This is a genomic window from Clostridium punense, from assembly GCF_017874425.1.
Lineage (GTDB): Bacteria > Bacillota > Clostridia > Clostridiales > Clostridiaceae > Clostridium_J > Clostridium_J punense.
Genome location: NZ_JAGGLL010000007.1, coordinates 48,148 through 68,152, shown reverse-complemented (window position 1 = coordinate 68,152; position 20,005 = coordinate 48,148). Strand labels below are relative to the sequence as shown.

General features: G+C 30.7%; 16 protein-coding genes. 4 read left to right on the top strand and 12 right to left on the bottom strand.

The features are described from left to right. Nucleotides 1-14: 14 nt before the first annotated feature. The 4 genes from glgA to glgB form a co-directional block, all read right to left on the bottom strand. Entirely contained in the window at nucleotides 15-1,448 is a 1,434-nt protein-coding gene (gene glgA / locus J2Z44_RS05855; protein WP_021283946.1) for a glycogen synthase GlgA, read from the bottom strand. An 18-nt stretch (nucleotides 1,449-1,466) separates the two neighbouring features. Then, nucleotides 1,467-2,582 carry a glucose-1-phosphate adenylyltransferase subunit GlgD gene (glgD, locus tag J2Z44_RS05850; protein ID WP_021283945.1) on the bottom strand — a complete coding sequence of 372 codons (1,116 nt, stop codon included), beginning with the start codon at nucleotides 2,580-2,582 and terminating at the stop codon, nucleotides 1,467-1,469. A gap of 37 nt (nucleotides 2,583-2,619) precedes the next feature. After that, nucleotides 2,620-3,819, bottom strand: coding sequence for a glucose-1-phosphate adenylyltransferase (locus tag J2Z44_RS05845; RefSeq protein ID WP_021283944.1), 1,200 nt, complete (start codon nucleotides 3,817-3,819; stop codon nucleotides 2,620-2,622). Nucleotides 3,820-4,148: 329 nt separating this feature from the next. After that, entirely contained in the window at nucleotides 4,149-6,149 is a 2,001-nt protein-coding gene (glgB, locus tag J2Z44_RS05840; protein WP_245353054.1) for a 1,4-alpha-glucan branching protein GlgB, read from the bottom strand. A gap of 339 nt (nucleotides 6,150-6,488) precedes the next feature. On the opposite strand from glgB, the gene J2Z44_RS05835 reads away from it, so the two are divergent. Continuing rightward, entirely contained in the window at nucleotides 6,489-6,725 is a 237-nt protein-coding gene (locus tag J2Z44_RS05835; protein ID WP_021283942.1) for a hypothetical protein, read from the top strand. A 383-nt stretch (nucleotides 6,726-7,108) separates the two neighbouring features. Here the strand turns inward: J2Z44_RS05835 and J2Z44_RS05830 are convergent, their stop codons facing one another. From J2Z44_RS05830 to J2Z44_RS05820, 3 genes are all read right to left on the bottom strand, one after another. Continuing rightward, nucleotides 7,109-7,966, bottom strand: a complete 858-nt coding sequence (locus tag J2Z44_RS05830; RefSeq protein WP_021283941.1) for an anti-sigma-I factor RsgI family protein — start codon at nucleotides 7,964-7,966, stop codon at nucleotides 7,109-7,111. Nucleotides 7,967-8,507: 541 nt separating this feature from the next. After that, a complete protein-coding gene (locus J2Z44_RS05825) occupies nucleotides 8,508-9,035 on the bottom strand; it encodes a hypothetical protein (protein ID WP_021283940.1) in 528 nt (175 codons plus the stop codon). Nucleotides 9,036-9,213: 178 nt separating this feature from the next. Further along, the gene (locus J2Z44_RS05820) at nucleotides 9,214-9,813 is read right to left on the bottom strand and encodes a DUF6398 domain-containing protein (protein WP_209649408.1); all 600 of its coding nucleotides are present in this window, start codon (nucleotides 9,811-9,813) and stop codon (nucleotides 9,214-9,216) included. Between the two features lie 771 nt (nucleotides 9,814-10,584). Between J2Z44_RS05820 and J2Z44_RS05815 the strand changes: the two genes are divergently transcribed. Further along, nucleotides 10,585-11,541 (top strand): ribonuclease Z, encoded by a 957-nt coding sequence (locus J2Z44_RS05815; protein WP_021283938.1) that lies wholly within the window; start codon nucleotides 10,585-10,587, stop codon nucleotides 11,539-11,541. 21 nt (nucleotides 11,542-11,562) lie between these two features. After that, nucleotides 11,563-12,516, top strand: a complete 954-nt coding sequence (gene corA, locus J2Z44_RS05810) for a magnesium/cobalt transporter CorA (protein ID WP_209649407.1) — start codon at nucleotides 11,563-11,565, stop codon at nucleotides 12,514-12,516. A 38-nt stretch (nucleotides 12,517-12,554) separates the two neighbouring features. Here corA and J2Z44_RS05805 read toward each other — a convergent pair whose 3' ends face one another. Continuing rightward, nucleotides 12,555-13,865, bottom strand: coding sequence for a hemolysin family protein (locus tag J2Z44_RS05805; protein WP_021285496.1), 1,311 nt, complete (start codon nucleotides 13,863-13,865; stop codon nucleotides 12,555-12,557). A 1,104-nt stretch (nucleotides 13,866-14,969) separates the two neighbouring features. Between J2Z44_RS05805 and J2Z44_RS05800 the strand changes: the two genes are divergently transcribed. After that, the gene (locus J2Z44_RS05800) at nucleotides 14,970-16,940 is read left to right on the top strand and encodes a diguanylate cyclase domain-containing protein (protein WP_021285494.1); all 1,971 of its coding nucleotides are present in this window, start codon (nucleotides 14,970-14,972) and stop codon (nucleotides 16,938-16,940) included. Nucleotides 16,941-16,944: 4 nt separating this feature from the next. Here J2Z44_RS05800 and J2Z44_RS05795 read toward each other — a convergent pair whose 3' ends face one another. The 4 genes from J2Z44_RS05795 to J2Z44_RS05780 form a co-directional block, all read right to left on the bottom strand. Then, nucleotides 16,945-17,148, bottom strand: coding sequence for a hypothetical protein (locus tag J2Z44_RS05795; RefSeq protein WP_021285493.1), 204 nt, complete (start codon nucleotides 17,146-17,148; stop codon nucleotides 16,945-16,947). 193 nt (nucleotides 17,149-17,341) lie between these two features. Continuing rightward, the gene (locus tag J2Z44_RS05790) at nucleotides 17,342-17,668 is read right to left on the bottom strand and encodes a DUF1904 family protein (RefSeq protein WP_021285492.1); all 327 of its coding nucleotides are present in this window, start codon (nucleotides 17,666-17,668) and stop codon (nucleotides 17,342-17,344) included. A 1-nt stretch (nucleotide 17,669) separates the two neighbouring features. Beyond that, entirely contained in the window at nucleotides 17,670-18,551 is an 882-nt protein-coding gene (locus tag J2Z44_RS05785) for a RelA/SpoT domain-containing protein (protein WP_035319981.1), read from the bottom strand. 121 nt (nucleotides 18,552-18,672) lie between these two features. Beyond that, a complete protein-coding gene (locus J2Z44_RS05780) occupies nucleotides 18,673-19,707 on the bottom strand; it encodes an aromatic acid exporter family protein (protein ID WP_021285490.1) in 1,035 nt (344 codons plus the stop codon). Between the last annotated feature and the right edge of the window lie 298 nt (nucleotides 19,708-20,005).

Here is a 20,005-nt window from a genome sequence, read left to right as displayed (position 1 = left end):
AAACTTTCAGTATATTATTTTTCAGTTAATTCCTCATACAACTCTCTATATTTGTATGCTGAGGTCTCCCAGCTATTATCTTGTTCCATAGCCTTTCTTACTATGCTGCTCCAAATTTCCTTATTTCCATAGAAACTTAACGCTCTTTCTATGGTGTATAAAAGATCTTGAGAATTATAGGGTCCAAAGGTAAATCCATTCCCCTCATGGCTTTCTTCATTATAGGAAGTAACAGTGTCCTTAAGACCACCTGTTTCTCTCACAATAGGAAGAGAGCCATATCTTAGGGCAATTAGTTGTCCAAGACCACAGGGTTCAAATAGGGATGGCATTAAGAACATATCCGAGGCTGCATAAATCTTATGGGCAAGACCATTATTAAAGGTAAGCTTAGCAGATACCTTTTTAGGATACCTAGATTGTAAATTACTAAAATGCTCTTCATACTCCCTATCCCCTGTACCAAGGATAACAAGCTGTATATCCTTTTCCAAAAGAATATCTAAAATTGGTATTAGTATGTTAATTCCCTTTTGCTTTACTAGTCTTGAAACTATAGCAACCATTGGAGTGTCTTTACTAACACCTAATCCTAGCTCTTCTTGAAGTCTTAATTTGTTTACCACCTTATTATTTAAAGTGGTAGTATTGTATTTCTTATAAATATATCCATCAGTTTCTGGATTATAGGTGCTATAATCTATGCCATTTACAATTCCAATCAGTTCTTCACTCTTATACCTTAATAGCCCATCTAACCTCTCGCCATATAAGGGCGTTTGAATCTCCTTAGCATAGGTATCACTTACAGTAGTTATCTTATCTGAGTAATTAATGCCACCTTTCATAAAACTGCTACAGCCATAAAACTCTACGCTACCGTTATAATATAAATGATCTGTTAGGTTTAACAAATCTCCTAAAACTTCTGGAGGAAATACACCTTGAAATAACAAATTGTGTATGGTGTAAATTGTTTTTATATGCCTATAAAAAGGATCAGATATAAATTCATTTTTATAAAGTACTGGAATCATACCAGTATGCCAATCATGACAGTGAATTACATCAGGTTTAAAATCAATTTCCTTAATCATAGTCATTACTGCTCTATCAAAAAAAGAAAACCTCTCCCCATCGTCATAAAAGCCATAAATCCCCTGTCTTTTAAAATAGTACTCATTATCTATGAAGTAGTAAGTAACTCCACCTTCTTCATATTGTAAAACCCCACAATATTGACTTCTCCAACTCATTGGAACTTTAAAGCTCTTTATAAATTTCATTTTAGATTTAAAGTTCACTTTTATATCACTATAGTTGGGTATTACCACCCTAGCTTCCACACCTATTTTATTAAGGTATTTAGGAAGTGAATATACTACATCTCCAAGTCCTCCAGTTTTAATAAAAGGATCACACTCTGATGCAACGAATAATACTTTCATTATCAAGTCCCCTTTTTTTTATACTATACTATTCTTTTCTAATACTATTGGTTCTCCATAAATTCCTACAACATTTTTCACCCTAGAAATCACAGAATTTTTATCCGCAATAGCATTTTCCATATATACACCTTCACCGATACGACATTGAGGCATAAGTATGGAGTTTTTAACTAATGCACCTTTTTCCACTTTTACTCCCCTAAACACTATGCTATTCTCTACAGTGCCTTCTATAATTGCTCCATTGGCAATATAAGAATTTTTAACTTTAGCATCCTTTCCATATTTTGTTGGAGCATTATTTTTTGTAATTGTATATATTGGCTTATCTTCCTTAAAAAGCGCCTTGGCTTTCTCAATATTTAAAAGCTCCAGGCTTTTAGCAAAATATGCACTAATAGAATTTATGCACTCTAAATAACCATCATACTGAAAAGTATTTATTTTAATTTCTCTATGAAAATAAGTTACAGTATCTTTTAAGGAGTATAATGCACTAAGCTCTAAAGCCTTGTTTATAAGCTTTATTAAAAAATCTTTTTTCATAATATACATTTCCATAGAGATATTTTTTTCGTCGCAATCTCCTTTGTTTATAGATAATCCAATTATTCTGCCTTCCTTATCTACATCTAAAGTGTCGCAGCCTAAAAAATCTTCCCTTGCATTATTAACCTTCTTATAGACTACTGTAATATCACCCTTAGACTGTTTATGATAATTTATAGCCTCATTGTAATCCATATTGCAAATCATGTAACTTGGAGCTATAATTACATATTTTTGAGTGCTATTTTCGATGTATTCAATATTATCCTTAAGACTTTTAATCTCTGTCATGTAAAGGCTATTTGATGAATTGTAATAAGGATAAAATAGAAAAAGCCCATCTTTTTTTCTGTTTAAATCCCAAGGCTCTCCACTGCTAAGGTGTTCTGTCAATGGTCTTGGCTTTTCTTGAATAAATACTCCCACATTAAATATCCCTGAATTCACCATGTTAGAAAGTACAAAATCTATTATTCTATATCTACCTAAAAAAGGTATAGCTGCTATTGGTCTGTGATTGGTTAATTCCTTTATATTTGTTCCATTATCATGTAAATTAATTATTCCCATAACATCCTTCATGCGAAATCCTCCTTAAATATTGAAAGGGTTAATGCTTCTATACACTACATATACAAGCAATTTCTTTTGGACTTATAAATTCTTCTTGAGGATTAAAGCATTCATTATTATCCTCTTCTTTTAGGCTCATGAGAACAATTTCTTCTCCAGTACTATCCCCAATCCTAGAATTTCTCTCTATGACCATGCCACTGTCTATAATGGCCTTTTCTATGACAGCTCCTTCTTCTATATATGCTTCAGGCATGATGATGGAATCCTTAATAATTGCACCCTTCCCCACATAAACCTTTGAAAATAATATTGAATTAGTCACTTCTCCATTAATATTGCACCCTTGATTAATCATGGAATTGCTGACTTTGGCCTCCTGTGCCACATACTGTGGAGGACACTCTACATTATCAGAATAAATTCTCCAATTTGAATCATACAAATCTAACTCTGGATTTTCTTTTAATAAATCCATATTAGCCTCCCAAAGACTTTCAATGGTTCCTACATCCTTCCAATATCCCTGAAAGCTATATGCGAGCATTTTTTTATCAGCGCCAAGCATTTTTGGAATTATATTTTTTCCAAAGTCATGATGAGATCCCAAATCCCTAGCATCCTCGTTTAAAAACTCATTTAAAGTTTTCCAATTAAAAATGTAAATTCCCATGGAAGCTAAATTACTCTTTGGAACCCTTGGTTTCTCATCAAACTCATAAATAGTTCCATCTTCTTTTGTATTCATGATTCCAAACCTTGACGCCTCTTCTAAGGGAACTTCTATAACTGCAATGGTAGCATCTGCTTCTCTTTCCTTGTGAAAGTCTAGCATGGCAGAATAATCCATTTTATATATGTGATCTCCTGATAAAATTAGCACGTATTCTGGGTTAAAAGAGGTGATAAAATCTCTATTTTGATAAATTGCATCTGCTGTACCCTTATACCACTCTCCCCCCTGTTCTGTTTCTCTTGGAGGAAGTACTGTAACTCTTCCTTTAGAGGTGTTTAAGCCCCAATTAGAACCAACTCCGATATGAGAATTTAACACTATAGATTCATACTGAGTTAAAACTCCCACTGTATTAATATGAGAATTGGCACAATTGCTTAAGGGAAAATCTATTATTCTGTATTTCCCCCCAAAGTAAACCGCTGGTTTTGCTAACTTTCTTGTAAGTGCACCAAGTCTTGTGCCTTTCCCACCAGCTAATATCATCGCCACTATTTCCTTTTTAACCATATAACCACCCCACCTTATCTAGCATTATTTCTATGACATATTCACATCATTGATTAAAACAAGTTTATATATTATGCTAAAAAATAAAAGTTCGTACCTAAGCCATTATAATTTTTTATTATAGGCTCCTCTTGTAAAAATTTATCCTATTAAGCATAAATTTAATGTTCAAAAAACTTGAAAGGAACCAAGGTAGTGATTTTGGGTAGGTCTTGACTTTGGTTCCCTATAATGAAAATTCATTCAACAATTATCAAAGTAACTTTAACATAATCTTAAAACTACAAACTTTATTAGAATATATAGTTCTCTTTACCTTTAGTAAGGTTCTACTCTACTAAAGATAATTTCATTTGAACTCTGCTTTTTAAGCCTTCACTATCAATATTTTCCATTTTTAAAATCATAGTTGCCATTGGAGGAACCTTTACTGTAATTGAGTATTTCTGATTGTGCCAAGGTTCATCCTGTGAAAATAAAATCTCATCCATCACTTGCCCTGATCCTCCAAAGTCCTTGCTATCTGTATTTAACACTTCTTCATAGGTACCTCTGTAAGGGACCCCTATTTTGTAGTCATAGTAAACCACAGGAGTAAAATTGCAAACTACTACTAAGGTATCCTTAACATCATATGACTTACGCATAAAAACTATGATACTTTGATTACAATTATCTACATCTATCCACTGAAATCCTTCAGGATTTGAGTCTAGGTTCCATAAAGCACAATGATTTCTATAAAACTTATTTAATTTTTTTACAAAGTCTTGGGCTTTTTTATGCATATCTAAATTTATCAAGTGCCACTCTAATTCCTCATTAAATCTCCACTCAATAAATTGAGCAAACTCATTTCCCATGAATAAGGTTTTCTTTCCTGGGTGACAGTACATATATCCAAGAAAAGCTCTGAATCCAGCAAACTTATTCCAATAATCTCCCCACATTTTATCTACCAAGGACTTCTTCCCATGAACTACTTCGTCATGAGAAATAGGAAGAACAAACTGTTCTGAGTAAGCATACATTAATGAAAAAGTTAATAATTTATGATTATATGGCCTATAAATAGGATCTAATTGCATATACTTTAACGTATCGTTCATCCACCCCATATTCCACTTATAGGTATAACCAAGTCCACCTTCTTCTACTTTTCCTGTAATATGAGGCCAAGTGGTAGACTCCTCTGCAATTGTAAGAATATCAGGGAACTCCTTGGAAATTGCCTCATTAAGCTGCTGCAAAAAATCCTTGGCTTCTAAATTCTCATTTCCCCCATTTTTATTAGGAGTCCATTGTCCTGGTTTTTTACAGTAATCTAAGTAAAGCATATTAGCTACTGCATCCATTCTAAGACCATCAACATGAAACTCCCTCAGCCAATAAAGAGCATTGGATATTAAGAAACTTCTCACCTCAGGTTTACCTAAATCAAAATTTGCTGCTCCCCACCCTAAATTTTCAGATTTTTTAGGATCCTCATATTCATAGAGGCTGGTGCCATCAAATTTAAATAAGCCATGAGCATCTTTACAAAAGTGCCCTGGTACCCAATCCAAAATAACACCTATGCCTTTTCTATGACAACAATCCACAAGATACTTTAAGTCCCTGGGTGTACCAAATCTACTAGTCGGAGCATAATATCCTGTTACCTGATAACCCCAAGAATCATCTAAGGGATGCTCCATTACAGGCATTATTTCAATATGTGTATATCCCATCTCTTTTGCATAGCTAGGTAGTTCCTTAGCTATTTCTCTATAAGATAAAAACTCTCCATTTTGGTTTCTTTTCCAAGAACCTAAATGAATTTCATAGATATTTACCGGGCGGCAGTGTAAGCTCCCGCCCTGTCTATGTTCCATCCAAGTATAATCCTTCCAGCTATACTCACAATGTTTTACAGTAACTGATGCAGTATTGGGTCGTTTCTCTGAAAGGAGTCCATAGGGATCTGCCTTTAATAATTTCCTTCCCTCTTTTGTTAAAATTTCATATTTATATAATTGATTTTCTTTTAAACCTGGTATAAATAAAGTCCAAATTCCTGCTTCGTTTACTTTTTCCATAGGATGGTTATCTCCGTTCCATTGATTAAAATCTCCAACCACCCCTACTTTCTTTGCATTTGGGGCCCACAGAGTAAACCTATACCCTTTTCGATTATTTTCTTTTCTATCATGGGCTCCCATAAACTTATAGCTTTCATAATGGGTACCTTTATGAAAAAGATTAATGTCTTTCTTTGAAATAAGGATTTCCCCCATTGAAACTGTTTTTTTCTCCATTAAAATAGGCCTTTCTTCTATTTTTTCTGTCATAATATCTCCCCATATTTTTAAGAATAATACAATTATACTATATATTTACATATAATTCCAGTTATGGATGGAAATGTTCCTTCATTTTCTTAAGGAATCATTTTTCAGAATTTTGCTATACTTGAATAAAAGAGTCCTGTATAATATTTCTTAATACTTTTAAAGTTCAGTTTACATATATATTTTTAATGCTATTTCCTAGCAAAAATTAAAACTATTTATTTATAAATGAACCTGTTTTAGATTATTTAAAGATTTATGAATTGAATAAGATAAAAACTTATCTTATTAGCCTATATTTAAATAATTTTTAGGAGATTTTATTAGGGGGGTAAATTTATGGAGGAAAAAAAGTTAATTGTTTGTGCTAGATGTGGTGAAAAAATATCTCATAACAGTGATTTAGTTGTAGTAGTAAATTTTATTGCACCTATTCCTTATCATAATGATTGCTATTCAAAGGAATTAAAAGGATTGTCAGGATTCGGTGTTAGTAATCAACCTATAAATGGTTCTATGGGAGTTGTACAAACCTTAGTGTCAGCTCTTGGAGCATTAATGTTCCCCCTTCATTAAAGGCTATAGATTAGTTACTATAATATTTCTTATAGGACTTTATATTAGATGGTATTCTTGGTATCATATAGAATGTCATCTTAAATAACTTATATGGCTTAAAGAAATCAGCTAAATATGATTGAACATATGTAGAAAGTAATAATAACTACAAGCTATTATTTTATATGTAATAAAATCCCAGAAAGTCTTGACCAGGGGTAGCCAAGTTCTTTCTGGGATTTAAGGTTGGGATATTGATAAAAATATATAAGGGTAATATATCTGTGTATTTATTTATATAAAAATACTAGATACCATGTTTACACATACCAGATAGTGTTAAATATTGAAAACTATCTAGTACCTAAGTTCATAAAGTTACTATAAATTACCTAATTGTCTTATTTATTGTTTCCTTTTCCTTGTCCATTGTTTCCTTTACCATTTCCATTATTTCCATTGCCATGGTTGCCATTATTGGTTTTTTCTTTTTTATCTTTTTCTTCTTTAGACTCAGATTTATTCTCTTTTACTTTAGCTACGTCTTTATCTTCCTCTGATTTAACTATAGTAGTTTCATCTTGAACCTTTGTAGCATCTTCAATTACATTAGCTTCTGTTGCTTGTTCCTTGTCTAACTCTTCAACAGCTGCAGTTGCTTCTTTATTTTCTTTTCTAATATCTTTTATTTCTTTCATTATGTCTTTTACAGGTTTTTTTGAATAATCTTCATATTTAATTCCTGGTTTAACAGCCTCAAGCTTCTGAATTAAGTTCATCTTACCAGGCGAAATTCCAAGTCTTGCAGCTTCCTTATGGCGCTCCATATTTATATTCTCTGTAGTTACAGGAGTCTTATCTAAATTTTCTTCTTTAAGTTCTTCTTTAACTACTTCTCCCAGTTCATTTTGTGTTTTTACAGCTTCATCAGCATCATCAGTTGCCACAGTAACTAAGATTTCATTTTGAAGATTCTCTTGTAAATAACCATTATCTATAGCAGATTGAGTTAGTAGATCTACAGCTTCCTTAACATCTTTGTTTTCTAAATCAAGACTTTCAAGAATTTTAATTCCATCTTCATTTAAAGCATTAGCATCTATAACTTTATCAAAAGCATTAGTTACTAACTCTACACTTGGGTTAATATCAAAACTTATATATTTAGAAGGTGCTGTATAGCTATAAGCCACTCCTGTAATTCCTAAGGCTAAAGTAGCCGCTGCGATAACTGTTGCAATTTTCTTATTCTTTAACATTATATTACCTCCATATTTTAACTTTACCTATTGCTTAAGATTAAAACTTAGTAAATTGAAAATCATAAGCATATTTTAATAATTTTTACATCCATGGATTTGCTTTGCACATGTTATAAAATACGGAGGTCATACTACAGTTTTTGGGGTATATAAAATATTTTTGTGAAAAATTTAAAAACAAAAAAAACTATAAGCTAATATTACTTATTCCAAAATACTTCATTTTTACATACAACTACCATGTTATCAATGTATTTTTATCTTCTATTCTTCAACCATAATATTTAATAATATCTTACTTGAAAAACGAAATATGAAATTTTCGAATTCTATTAAGAGAAGGTTAGAATAAAAAGTTAATAAGAATAAATAGATTTCTTCTTAAAAATAAAACTTCCATGTAATAGTAAAACCATGGATAAAGAGAGTAATACTCTTTTATTATCCACGGCTCTATTAAGCTAACTTAATCTAATATATTAATTTTAATATCACTTTATATTAAGTTATGGGGGAAAATAATTTAGTGCTTCAATTACTATGATTGTGGTGAAGCAGTTCCTGTTTCTGCGCCCTTATCCTTTTTAAAACCTTTTCCTTTATCACCTTTTCCTCTATGGTCTTTTTCAGATTTCACCTTATCAAAGTTATTGCTTTCTATTTTGGCTTTAACTTTATCCTTAATTTCTTGAGCTTTTTCTGCGGTAATCTTTCCGTTAGTCACAGCCTCATCTATAGCTGCATTATGTTTTTCTATTAGGGCAGCTCTAAAATCTTCTATTTTAATTCCCTTTTCAGTTAACAATGCATTTAATGTTTTTCCATCTTTTTTAGCTGCATCTAATTCCTCTTTGGTTATCCCAAATTTTTCTTTTAGAACTTCCTCCATCTTAATATGTTTTCCACCCCTAAAATCCTTTTTACCACTATGCTGTTTTGGTGCAGTAACTTCAGTTTTATTACCATTGCTTATGTCTCCATTTGTATTATCTGCGGCATATACTGAAGTCCCAACTCCAATACATAAAGTTAATGCTAAAGCTGTAACTAATAAATTTTTTTTCATAATTAATACCTCCAAAATTTTATTTTGTAAATTAGAAGGCAAATTCAACTTCCTTCTATGATATTATAATATCCATCTCATATGTCAGTAAGGTGACAAAATCATAATAAAAATGCTAGTTATTCAATATTTTTCTAAAAAATGTTCCCTCCTAACTTTTGTTAGAAATGAAAAGTTTTTATGGTTTTTCTAATACATTTTTCTTTTTCTCTATAATATCTTGAAAGCTTATTATCTTACTTTCCTTTTGCCTTTTTTTCTTGTCCTCTATCATATTTCTATCATCAGGTATAAAAGGTATAACTCCTTCATTGAATGCAAGCTCCTGCAACTCTCTTGGAGCCTCTCTTAAATCAACCGTGACTCCTTCAATTGATACTAACCATGCAAAAGGATTATCAAAAAGCCTGCTAGGCAGTGTCCACTCTGGATCGAAAGGTACCATATCCATGATCTCTTGAATTTCCTTGGACTTTGAGGAACCTGTACTATTACTTACTCCAAATTTTTCATAGAGGTCACTGGCTTTGATATATGGACTTGCAGTTGAGTCAAATAAAAAATTTACAGTCCCTATAGCATGAACAATACCACAGGCCCAGGTTTTACTTCGTCCTCTTATTAATGGTGATGGTCGCTTTCTACTTAGGGCTGCACAAAGTTCTTTACAAACCTTAGCATACTCTCCATTTAAATTTTCAATGCAAAAAGAATTTATAATGCTAATAATTTCTTTATATTTTTCTTCCATTGATTTTGGCACTATGTTTTTCTTCATTTCTGTCTCCTTAGTAATTATGCAAATATAGGCTTTAATAACATTTTGGAAGCTTCAAGTTTGACATCTTTTACAAGTGAAAATTGTTAAGCTTAGGAAAATCTCTTTGTTGTAACAATTTATATTTGTTCAGCTTAAACTTACTTCCAAAGTTGTTAGTCCTAAGTAACTTGTTATGACTTTAATCATAACGATTTGTTTTGTTTCATTAAAAGCCTTTTAGAAATTAAGTAGATTTATTTTTAATATTTAGAATGCAATAAAAATACAGCATAAATATATGTAATTTTATTTTGCATTATCCTTAATATAAGTTGCTTCAAACTATCTTATAGAGTATAGATAATTTTGCAACTTGTATAAGCCACTTTAATTCCTTATAAAATGTCTACTATTAAATCATTCCTTATTTTTTAAAAAATAAACATATTATTTATGATTAAATTTTTATATGTTATTTTATTTAGAGTATAAATTTAGGATTCTTTATAAAGCTGTCTTTTAGCACCTTGTTTTCTCTTCATATATAAAAATCACTTCACCACTCTAGCCATAACTTGTGAATCCTACATTTTGTAATAAAAACTGAACATATAAATCTAAAATATTGTAAAATATAATTATAATATTTCTTTTTAGGATACTTTATAAAAATAATTTTTACCTCCTCATTAGTGTATAAACCAAACTAAGATGTGATAGATTATCTTTCTAATAACAATGACTCTTTGAAATGAATTTAATATTTAAAATGAAATGAGGTGGCTCATAATGATAGATTTAGCTCTTTTAGGGTGTGGTGGCGGTATGCCCACTCCAGAGAGGTACCTAACCTCTCTTCTAATAAACTATAAAGGACGAAAAATTTTAATAGATTGTGGTGAAGGCACTCAAGTTTCCATGAAACTTTTAGGATGGGGCTTTAAAACAATTGATATAATTTGTATTACTCACGGTCATGGAGATCATACTGTAGGTCTCCCTGGGCTTTTGGCTACCATTGGCAATAGTGGAAGAACGGAGCCATTAACCATAATTGGTCCAGAAGGAATAACCAATATCGTTAATGGTTTAAGAGTTGTGGCACCTTATCTTCCTTACCCTATAAACATTATTGAAGCCCCTGCTGATTCCATATGTTTATCTTTCATGAAGGACGGATTGAAAATACAGGAAGATAAAAATCACCACATTAGTGAAACCATAGTAATTTCCACCTTATCCTTAGACCACTCCGCTCCTTGTCTTGGGTATAGTTTTTACATAACTAGAAGCCCAAAGTTTAGTGTAGAGAATGCAACCTTAAACAGAGTTCCTAAAATATTATGGAATAAACTTCAAAAAGGTGATAAAGTAATTTATGAAGGTAAAACCTATGATCCTACTCTGGTACTTGGGCCTAAACGTAAGGGCATAAAAATCAGCTATGTTACTGATACAAGGCCAATAGAAGCTATTGCAAACTTTATTGAACAAAGTGATTTTTTTATTTGCGAAGGCACCTATGGGGATGATGAAGATTTTGAAAAAGCAGTTAAGAACAAGCATATGACCTTTAGAGAAGCTGCTGCTATAGCTAAAACTGGAAAAGTTAAAGAGCTTCTTCTCACTCACTTTAGTCCAGCCATGGCTAATGCAGAAATTTATATAAACAACGCTAAGGATGTGTTTGAAAATTCCAAGTTAGGAGAGGACAGATATATAAAAACCTTAAGTTTTACTGATTAATTTTGATTTGGGGGAATTAATTTGCTTCGTATATTTGCTATAGATAAAAGTTTTCAAGAGAAAAAAAATTTAGCTCTAAAAGATATAAAAAAATCAAACTTAGCATGGTATTGGGTAGATTTTCATAAACCCACAGAGAACGAAATAAAACTACTATCCTCATATTTTAAATTTCACCACTTAGCCATTGAGGATTGTATTCATTCCATAAATAAGCCCAAACTAGACTACTATGAAGGGTATAACTTCTTTATCCTTAATGCTCTTAACAAAAAAGACCTTACTCCCATAGAAGTTTCTATGTTTGTTGGTGAAAACTTCATAGTATCTTACCATGATGTAGATATTTTAGAAATTGATGAGGCCTTTAATAGAGTTAAAAGTACACCTAATCATTGGGATAAGGGTCCAGCTTATGTAAGTCATCAAATACTAGATGAAATAGTAGATCAATTTTTTCCAGCTATTTCAGATATTGAGGATGCCTTAGATAAAATAGATAATAACAGTGAAAATAAGTCTATTCATAAATTAATTGATGAAGTTTTTGCAATCCGAAGTGATTTATTAAAACTAAGAAGAGTAATTTATTCTATGAGGGATTTACTTTATAGAATTTTAAACTCAGAAAGACTTAATACTTTTTCTGATTATAGAATATATTTTTCTGATGTGTATGATCATCTCCTTAAGCTCTCTGAAATGGTAGAGGCAAACAGAGATATGACTTCTGATATTAGAGATAGTTACATATCTATAAACTCAAATAAAATGAACACAAACATGATGCTACTCACCGTTATAACTTCAATTTTTGCTCCTATAACTTTTATTGCAGGGGTTTATGGAATGAACTTTAAATATATGCCTGAATTAGATTGGAAGTATGGTTACTTTGTTGCCCTAGGAGTTATGGGCTTAATAAGTGTGTTTATGTACTTATGGTTTAAAAGGAAGGGCTGGTTTGATAAATAAAGATAAGTTAAAAGGAAGGATTACTCCTTCCTTTTAACTTATCTAACTATAGAAACTCTTACTTTTTCAATTCTTTTCTCTTTAACATCTTCAATTTTAAAAACCAAGTTTTCATACTCAACTATTTGATCTTCTTCCTCCGTTGGAATACTTCCTAATAAGTTAACTACGAAACCACCAATAGTTTCTGAATGCTCACATTGTAAATTTGTATCTAAATAATCATTGAACTCATCTATAGCTAACAGTCCATTGACAATAAAAGTATTATTATCAACTTTCATAATGTCACATTCAACTTCATCATATTCGTCAAAGATATTTCCCATTACTTCTTCAATTAAGTCTTCAATTGTGACTATACCTGAAAAACCACCATATTCATCAATTAAAATTGCCATATGATTGTTAGATTTTTGCAATTCCTTGAATAGGTCATCAATATTTTTAGTTTCAGGAACAAAATATGGAGTTCTTAAAATACTTCTAATTTCCACATTTTCAAAGCCATGCTTGCTAGCTTCTAGGAAGTAATCCTTCAAATACAAGATACCAATAATATTATCTGAGTCTTCTTCGTAGACTGGTATCCTAGAATATTGTTCTTCAAGCAATTTTTTTGCTATGTCCATAGATGAAGAGGTAATATCTATTAAAAACACCTCTGTTCTCGGTGTCATTATTTCCTCTGCTCTTTTATTATCAAACTCGAAAATGCTTTCAATCATTTCTTTTTCTGTTTCGTTAATAACTCCATGTTCTTGGCCTACCTCAATTAGAGATCTAATTTCTTCCTTTGAAACTTTCTCCTCTAAATTTTCAGTATCATGACCTGTAATCTTAACTAATAGGTTTGTTGAAAAAGAAAGTAGTCTGATAAAAGGCTTTGTTGCCTTTGAGATAAACATAATTGGAGTAACAGCGAATAAAGCAATACTTTCTGCCTTTTGCAAAGCTATTCTCTTAGGATATAACTCTCCAAATACTAAAGTTATATAAGATAATATAATAGTAATCACCACAAGAGCAATTTGACTGCTATAAGGAACCCCTGCTCCTTTTAATACCTGTGCAAAATCATCAGAAATACCTGTTGCTGCAGATGCACTTGAAAAGAATCCCGCTAGTGTTATTCCAATTTGAATAGTTGATAAAAACTTACTTGGTTCTTCTAAAAGCTTTTCTAAAAGCAACGCTTTTTTATTGCCTTCTTCCGCTAGCATCCTTAATCTATTTTTGTTAAGTGACACTATAGCCATTTCTGCTGATGCAAAAAAGGCATTAACCATTGTAAGAATGAAAATTAATAGTAGTTGTAACGTTATACTACCATCAGGACCTGAATCCATTAGTATACCCCCTCGGTGCTTTTAATTTATATAAAAGATAATAACACACTTATTAAAATTTTTCAAATTCAAATATGTATTATTTACATTCTATGTAAAATTATTCTTATATTTCTTATTAATAAATATTAAAAAATAGAGCTTTATATGACTAGAAAATTATAATTTATTGCATTTTAAAATTTTACTCAAAGTATAAATAACTAAACTAAAAGAAAGGAATTTCTTCCTTTCTTTCTTTAAAACTACATTATCTTAGTTTTTAAATTTTAATTAAACTAAGTCTGCATTATTATATACCTTTTGTTTTTTATCGAAGAGATCAAAAATATTGTTTAATATTGTATCTTTTTTCATATTAATGTACTCTACACCATTTTTGGTATAGCTTGTCCCGGACAGATGAAAAGCTGGCACGCTATTTAAAGACGTTACACATAAAACTATCACTAATAACCTTTTCATATTGCACCATCCTTTCTATTTTAGCCATTTTACAATCTAGTTTAGTAAAGCTTTTAAAAGGAGTTGTTTTTATTTTGTTGTAGTATTAGTTTCTGCAAATTCTAAAACTATATGTTGCAAAATTACTAGTAGTATTTCTATAATAATCTACTAAATAAAATTATTGATATGAATAATGAAATATTTAGTACAAAAATATAGCTAATTTACACTTTTTTCTTTAGAACCTTAAAACTATTGGAATTGCTATATAATAAAATCTTTATTTTTTAGTATATAGTAATTTAATCCCATTCTGCATTCACATCACTTCATCTTTTTTCCAAAATTATTACCATTTTAGAATTCAATGATCGACTTAAATTTCTTGCAAATTTCCATTTAACTTTCTATATTAAATAACACTTAATATCCATCAACAACAGCTATTATATTATATGAAAAATTTGTTTAACATTGTAGAAATGTTATAGTATAATAGTTAGTGATTTCTATAAAATTAAATAAAATCCTTATTTTGAAAAAACTGATTATGTATGAAATTAATATACTTTTAAAATCTTAAGCAAATTGAAATATAAAAAATTATATTAAACTTTATTTCTTAAATCTATAATTTAAATCTTACAGGGAGATATCATGGTAAACATTTTATTAATTAATCTTGCTATAATTATAATTTGTGTGTTTATACAGTGGCAAATCATAATTAAACTTATAAATATGAACAGGCACAAACATAAAATAAACCTATTCATTGGCATAACTTCAGGAATTGCTGGAACTGTTCTTATGTTATATTCAATAAATATTGATGAGTATATACTTATGGACTTAAAACACATTATCATTGCACTTTCTGCTGTTTATGGATCTCCCATATCCGCACTTGTATGTAGTGCTATTATTGCAACCATGCGTATAGTTCTTTACGGGGTTAGTGCACCCTCTTTTGTAGCCTTTACGGGAATACTGTTCATTGGTTTTATATTTGCATATATAGGTAGAAGTAAAAAAACTACAGCTTTTAGGTTTATTGCTATGAATTTAATTAGTGCTACTTATATGTTTGGTTCACTGTACTATATTCTAGGATTTGGTAAACCATTTCTACATCATTATGTGTTTTTCATAACGATTTCTTTTATTGGCGGGTGTTTGTGTTACTTTGTATGTGAGTATGCTAGGATTTCTTACGAGAATTTTAAGCAATTATCTTATTATGGATTAATCGTAAACAACTCTTCTGATTTAATTTGTATTCATGATCTAAATTCTAAACTTAAGTATGTATCTCCTTCTATTACAAAGCTACTAGGCTATACAGCTAAAGAATTTTTAGGTAAGTTTACCTATGACTTTATTCATCCACAGGACCTAGATTACATCCGCTCACAACATGAACTATTACTTAAGCAACTTGATGTTGTTACTAGTGCTTATAAATTTAGAAAAGAGGATGGTAGCTATATATGGCTTGAGAGTAAGGCGCATTTAATTAAGGATACCAGCGGTTCTCCTAAAGAAGTAATATCTATCTCAAGAGATGTAACTTCTCGAAAGTTAGTTGAAGATAAGTTAAAAAGTGCTAATGACAGATTAGTTACTATATTTAATAATGGTGGTACTGCTATTACTGTAAGAGATATTAATCAAAAACCTATAGATGTGAGCCAAAGCTATCTTAATATGCTGGGATATAAAGATGTAAAAGAAGTTGAGTATTTTAGTAATATTGTTCCTCTTGAAGATAGGCAACGAGAGAGTGTATTTTTTAAAGACTTACTAGATGGAAAAATTAATTCTTATAGAATAGAAAAGAGATATATAAAGAAAGATGGCAGTATTTTATGGGGAGATGTTATTGTAACCTTATTACCAAATGAAAATGGAAATCCCCTTGTTATAGGAATGATGAACGATATAACAGATAGAAAACAATATGAAAAAATGCTTTTAGATATGGAACTTAAGCTTAAAAAGGCTAATGAAGAGCTGAAGGAAAAAAATAAAATTCTTACAGAATTATCTTTCTCCGATGGACTAACAGGTATTCCTAACCGAAGATATTTTCAAATTTCACTGGAAAAGGAATGGAAAAGAGCGCAAAGAACCTTTAAGCCTATAACTCTTCTAATGATAGATGTAGATTACTTTAAAATATTCAATGACACTTATGGCCATGTTCAAGGTGATGAATGTTTGAAAATCATTGCTAAAACTTTGAAATCCACAGTAAATAGAAGTACCGATTTAACAGCAAGACTTGGTGGTGAAGAGTTTTCAGTGCTTCTTCCTGACACTGATGAAGATGGAGGAAAGAGCATTGCTACTAAGATTTTAGAAGCAATTAGTGCACTTAAAATTCCTAATGATAATTCTAAGGCGATGCCTTATGTAACTGTTAGTATAGGTATTTGCTCTTTAGTACCAACAGTAAACTGTGAAGCAGAGGATTTTATTCATGCGGCAGATATGGCTCTTTATAGTGCTAAAGAAAGTGGCAGAAATAGGTTTCAAGTCTTTAACAATGTTATAGGTTCTAAAAATTCCATTAATGAAGATTTAGAGCTTTGGAAGAAAATTGAGGGAATGGCAATAGATAAATAATTATCTATTGCTTATTTTTTCCCTTCTTACTTAATCTATCATATTTGCGTTTAGAAAATATGATTATATCAATAATCGCTACCACAATAACAATCCCCACAGCTCTAATTATACTTAAATTATCTGAGCTTATAAGGAATTTATCTATTAAAAACAATACTATTAACAATACATTATACTTAACAAAATAATAAGCTACATTTTTCAATGAATACACCTCTTTAACTGATTCTTAATCTTTAATTTTTCTTAGTTAGTTATTTATTTAAATTTCTTAAAATACTTTATATTAATTTCCTTTAAAGCTCTTCATTATTTTATAAAAAACCTGTGGATTGCCTTGCTCTCTAATAGAAAGTTACACATTCTTCTAAAATTTAAAGAATAACCTGATATTTTGTTTAAAAATGTTCTCCATTTTCATAGTACTTTTTCTCCTCAAGACAAGTAAAGATCACATCTACATTAGGATATCCCATTTCCTTAACATACTCTGTAAGGATTTTAGCCACATTATTTTGAGTTTCTTGCCCTCTATCAAACCATGCAATTTCAACTCTAGGGCTTACTTCTACGTATTCTCCATCTTTAATGCATAAGCTTTGAATAACTTCTAGGCTAAAGTAATCTCTCGGACACTGAAGAAAATCTTGAAGCTTATCCACTAACTCCTTACTTATATCACATAGTTTTCTTGATTCTACACCATTAAATTTTAATATTGGCATGTTAAAACCTCCTTAGTTTATCTTCATTTATAATAACTCTATCTAATGTTGATAGAATTTCTTGTTTTTCTTTTAAGTCCATAGAATTGATGCTTTCTATCTTTTCTTTTAGTCCTAGTAATTCCTTATTCTTGGAGTAAACTGCTTTCTCCTTCTCTTCACTTTCCATGAGGCTTCTATTAAGCAAGTTAATTACTGAGGCCATTTCATCTGAACTTCCTGCAATACGATTTAATAGTAGTAGATTTAAAGCTAAAACCTCAGGAATTTCATCTCTAGTGTATCTTAGCTGGTGATCAATTTCTCCATAACCTTCTTCAAAAATTGTTCTAACTTGTATTTCTGCAATAACCCTTTGATTAGTTGGAAATGATTCTATTAAGTAATGAACAGATCTATAGCCAGTTTTTCTTGAGTTAATTTCAATATCTAGTTCTTCAAAACGGCCTGTATCGTCACCTTCCCTAACATTTGCAGTTATTTCAATAACCTTCCAAGTGTTAGATATAAAATTATGTATATCTTCCCAATCTTCCTTAAATATATGAATTGCTCTAACACCAATCAAGTCTGTTATTTGGTCTTTATAATTCTCAGGGGTAAATTGAAAGTCTATGCCATAGGTTTCTTTTCTGCTGGCAGTTTTTCTAATAATCTTTTCTATTAAGTGTTCTGAATCCTTCACTCTTGATTTAACAGAGTGAATCTTCTTATGGTTTCTTAATGTACTAGCAATAAAATCTGCTTGAGTTTGATACAAGGTTCCATACAGATTGAAATCCTCATATATAGAATTTAATACTTGCCAGTTTATTTCGTATTTAATAATTTCATCCTCTGAAATATTATACTTAGCTAGAAAACTCTCCTTTTTCAAATCCATTTTTAAACCTCCACCATTAAAGGGTAGTAGCCTAAACCCCTTAAAAACATAAGCTACCACTAACCTTATCATAAATATAGCTTCAGGATTTAGTCCTGAAGCTATCTGATTATATAGTTTACTATAGTGCCTTTGTTTCTTCAAGTATTTCTTCAACATAATACACAATGGAATTTATATTAGAAGTAATTCTATTCCCATTAAAATCCTTATCTAATTTTGTTTTTAACTCTAGCTGGTGTTCTATAGTTTTTATTTTAGTGAAATTTAAATCTTTTAGAGCTTCTATAATTTCTTCTAAAACCGAAATCACATTGTCCTCTAGCTTTAAGTTCTGCCCTTCTCTCCAAGCAGTGTAATTAATATCATAAGTTAAATGGTTTATATCTCTAAAATGCTGCAGGATGTTTTGAATTATGGCTAGTTCTTTAGGCTCTAATAAATGAAATAAAAACTTAGACTCTTTAACCATAACCTCCATATTGGCATGAACTAAATCTAAATCATTAAAAATTGTTGGAAATATGGTAACATAATCCCTATTTTTATTTTCACTTGAACTCTTTAACTCCCTATAAGTATATTCTAAACCAGAAAGCACTGATTTTTTTGCAAATTGCAATCTTTTACTAGCAATGTTGTGGTAATAAAAATGTGAAAACACATAATTATAGAATATTGCGATAATTACTCCTAGTCCAAGGGCAGCAATTCTTAATCTAAAAGTGAGCCAAATACTTGGCATACCGTATATGTCCCTTTGTACATACTGAGTCATATAAATACACGTAAATATGGCCACTGGTGATACCATTCTCCAATTAATTTTAATAGACACGTATAAGGTTAAGGCCATACCAAGAGCAATAGTAAAAACGTTTATCCCAAATACCAGAATTAAAATTCCTGTACAGGCTGCTCCAATAGTGGAAGCTACTAATTGACTTATACCGCCTTTTATGCCTAGTACATTTATAGGTTCTAGGTTATACATAACTCCTAAAAGCACAGAAATCATATCAAGTCTTGTAATAGGGAAAAATATGCCAAGTAAATAGCCTGTGGATATTGCTAACATGGATTTTATTATATAAAGTTTTGTATCTAGTAAAATAGCTTCATCACTCAGTCCCAAAAATTTAATTGCCTTTTTCATAGCTACCTCCGAAAAATGTTTAGGCATCTGAAAATAAATAACAAGTCCAAGATGTAAAGGATATTTTGTGATAGACAAGGAATCAGAACCCGCAGATAGTTGGGCTATCTAAGGGTTCTGTTGACGCAGTATAGCACAAAATAGACGAGCAGATTGACTTATTTATTTTTTGAAGATGCCTTAATAGTATTATATGCAATAGGTAGAAATTATATATAAATGGACTCTTTAACATTTTTTATTTTATTAAAAGTGTTTTACTAAAAATAGACTTTGGTTAGGGCTTGTGCCCTGCCCA

Coding starts and splice junctions, on each gene's coding strand:
- J2Z44_RS05835 (WP_021283942.1), top strand. CDS start 6,489: ATGGAGGAAAAAAAGTTAATTGTTTGTGCTAGATGTGGTGAAAAAATA.
- J2Z44_RS05825 (WP_021283940.1), bottom strand. CDS start 9,035: ATGAAAAAAAATTTATTAGTTACAGCTTTAGCATTAACTTTATGTATT.
- J2Z44_RS05820 (WP_209649408.1), bottom strand. CDS start 9,813: ATGAAGAAAAACATAGTGCCAAAATCAATGGAAGAAAAATATAAAGAA.
- glgA (WP_021283946.1), bottom strand. CDS start 1,448: ATGAAAGTATTATTCGTTGCATCAGAGTGTGATCCTTTTATTAAAACT.
- J2Z44_RS05830 (WP_021283941.1), bottom strand. CDS start 7,966: ATGTTAAAGAATAAGAAAATTGCAACAGTTATCGCAGCGGCTACTTTA.
- glgB (WP_245353054.1), bottom strand. CDS start 6,149: ATGACAGAAAAAATAGAAGAAAGGCCTATTTTAATGGAGAAAAAAACA.
- J2Z44_RS05780 (WP_021285490.1), bottom strand. CDS start 19,707: ATGAAAAAGGCAATTAAATTTTTGGGACTGAGTGATGAAGCTATTTTA.
- J2Z44_RS05805 (WP_021285496.1), bottom strand. CDS start 13,865: ATGGATTCAGGTCCTGATGGTAGTATAACGTTACAACTACTATTAATT.
- J2Z44_RS05815 (WP_021283938.1), top strand. CDS start 10,585: ATGATAGATTTAGCTCTTTTAGGGTGTGGTGGCGGTATGCCCACTCCA.
- J2Z44_RS05785 (WP_035319981.1), bottom strand. CDS start 18,551: ATGGATTTGAAAAAGGAGAGTTTTCTAGCTAAGTATAATATTTCAGAG.
- J2Z44_RS05845 (WP_021283944.1), bottom strand. CDS start 3,819: ATGGTTAAAAAGGAAATAGTGGCGATGATATTAGCTGGTGGGAAAGGC.
- J2Z44_RS05790 (WP_021285492.1), bottom strand. CDS start 17,668: ATGCCAATATTAAAATTTAATGGTGTAGAATCAAGAAAACTATGTGAT.
- J2Z44_RS05800 (WP_021285494.1), top strand. CDS start 14,970: ATGGTAAACATTTTATTAATTAATCTTGCTATAATTATAATTTGTGTG.
- glgD (WP_021283945.1), bottom strand. CDS start 2,582: ATGAAGGATGTTATGGGAATAATTAATTTACATGATAATGGAACAAAT.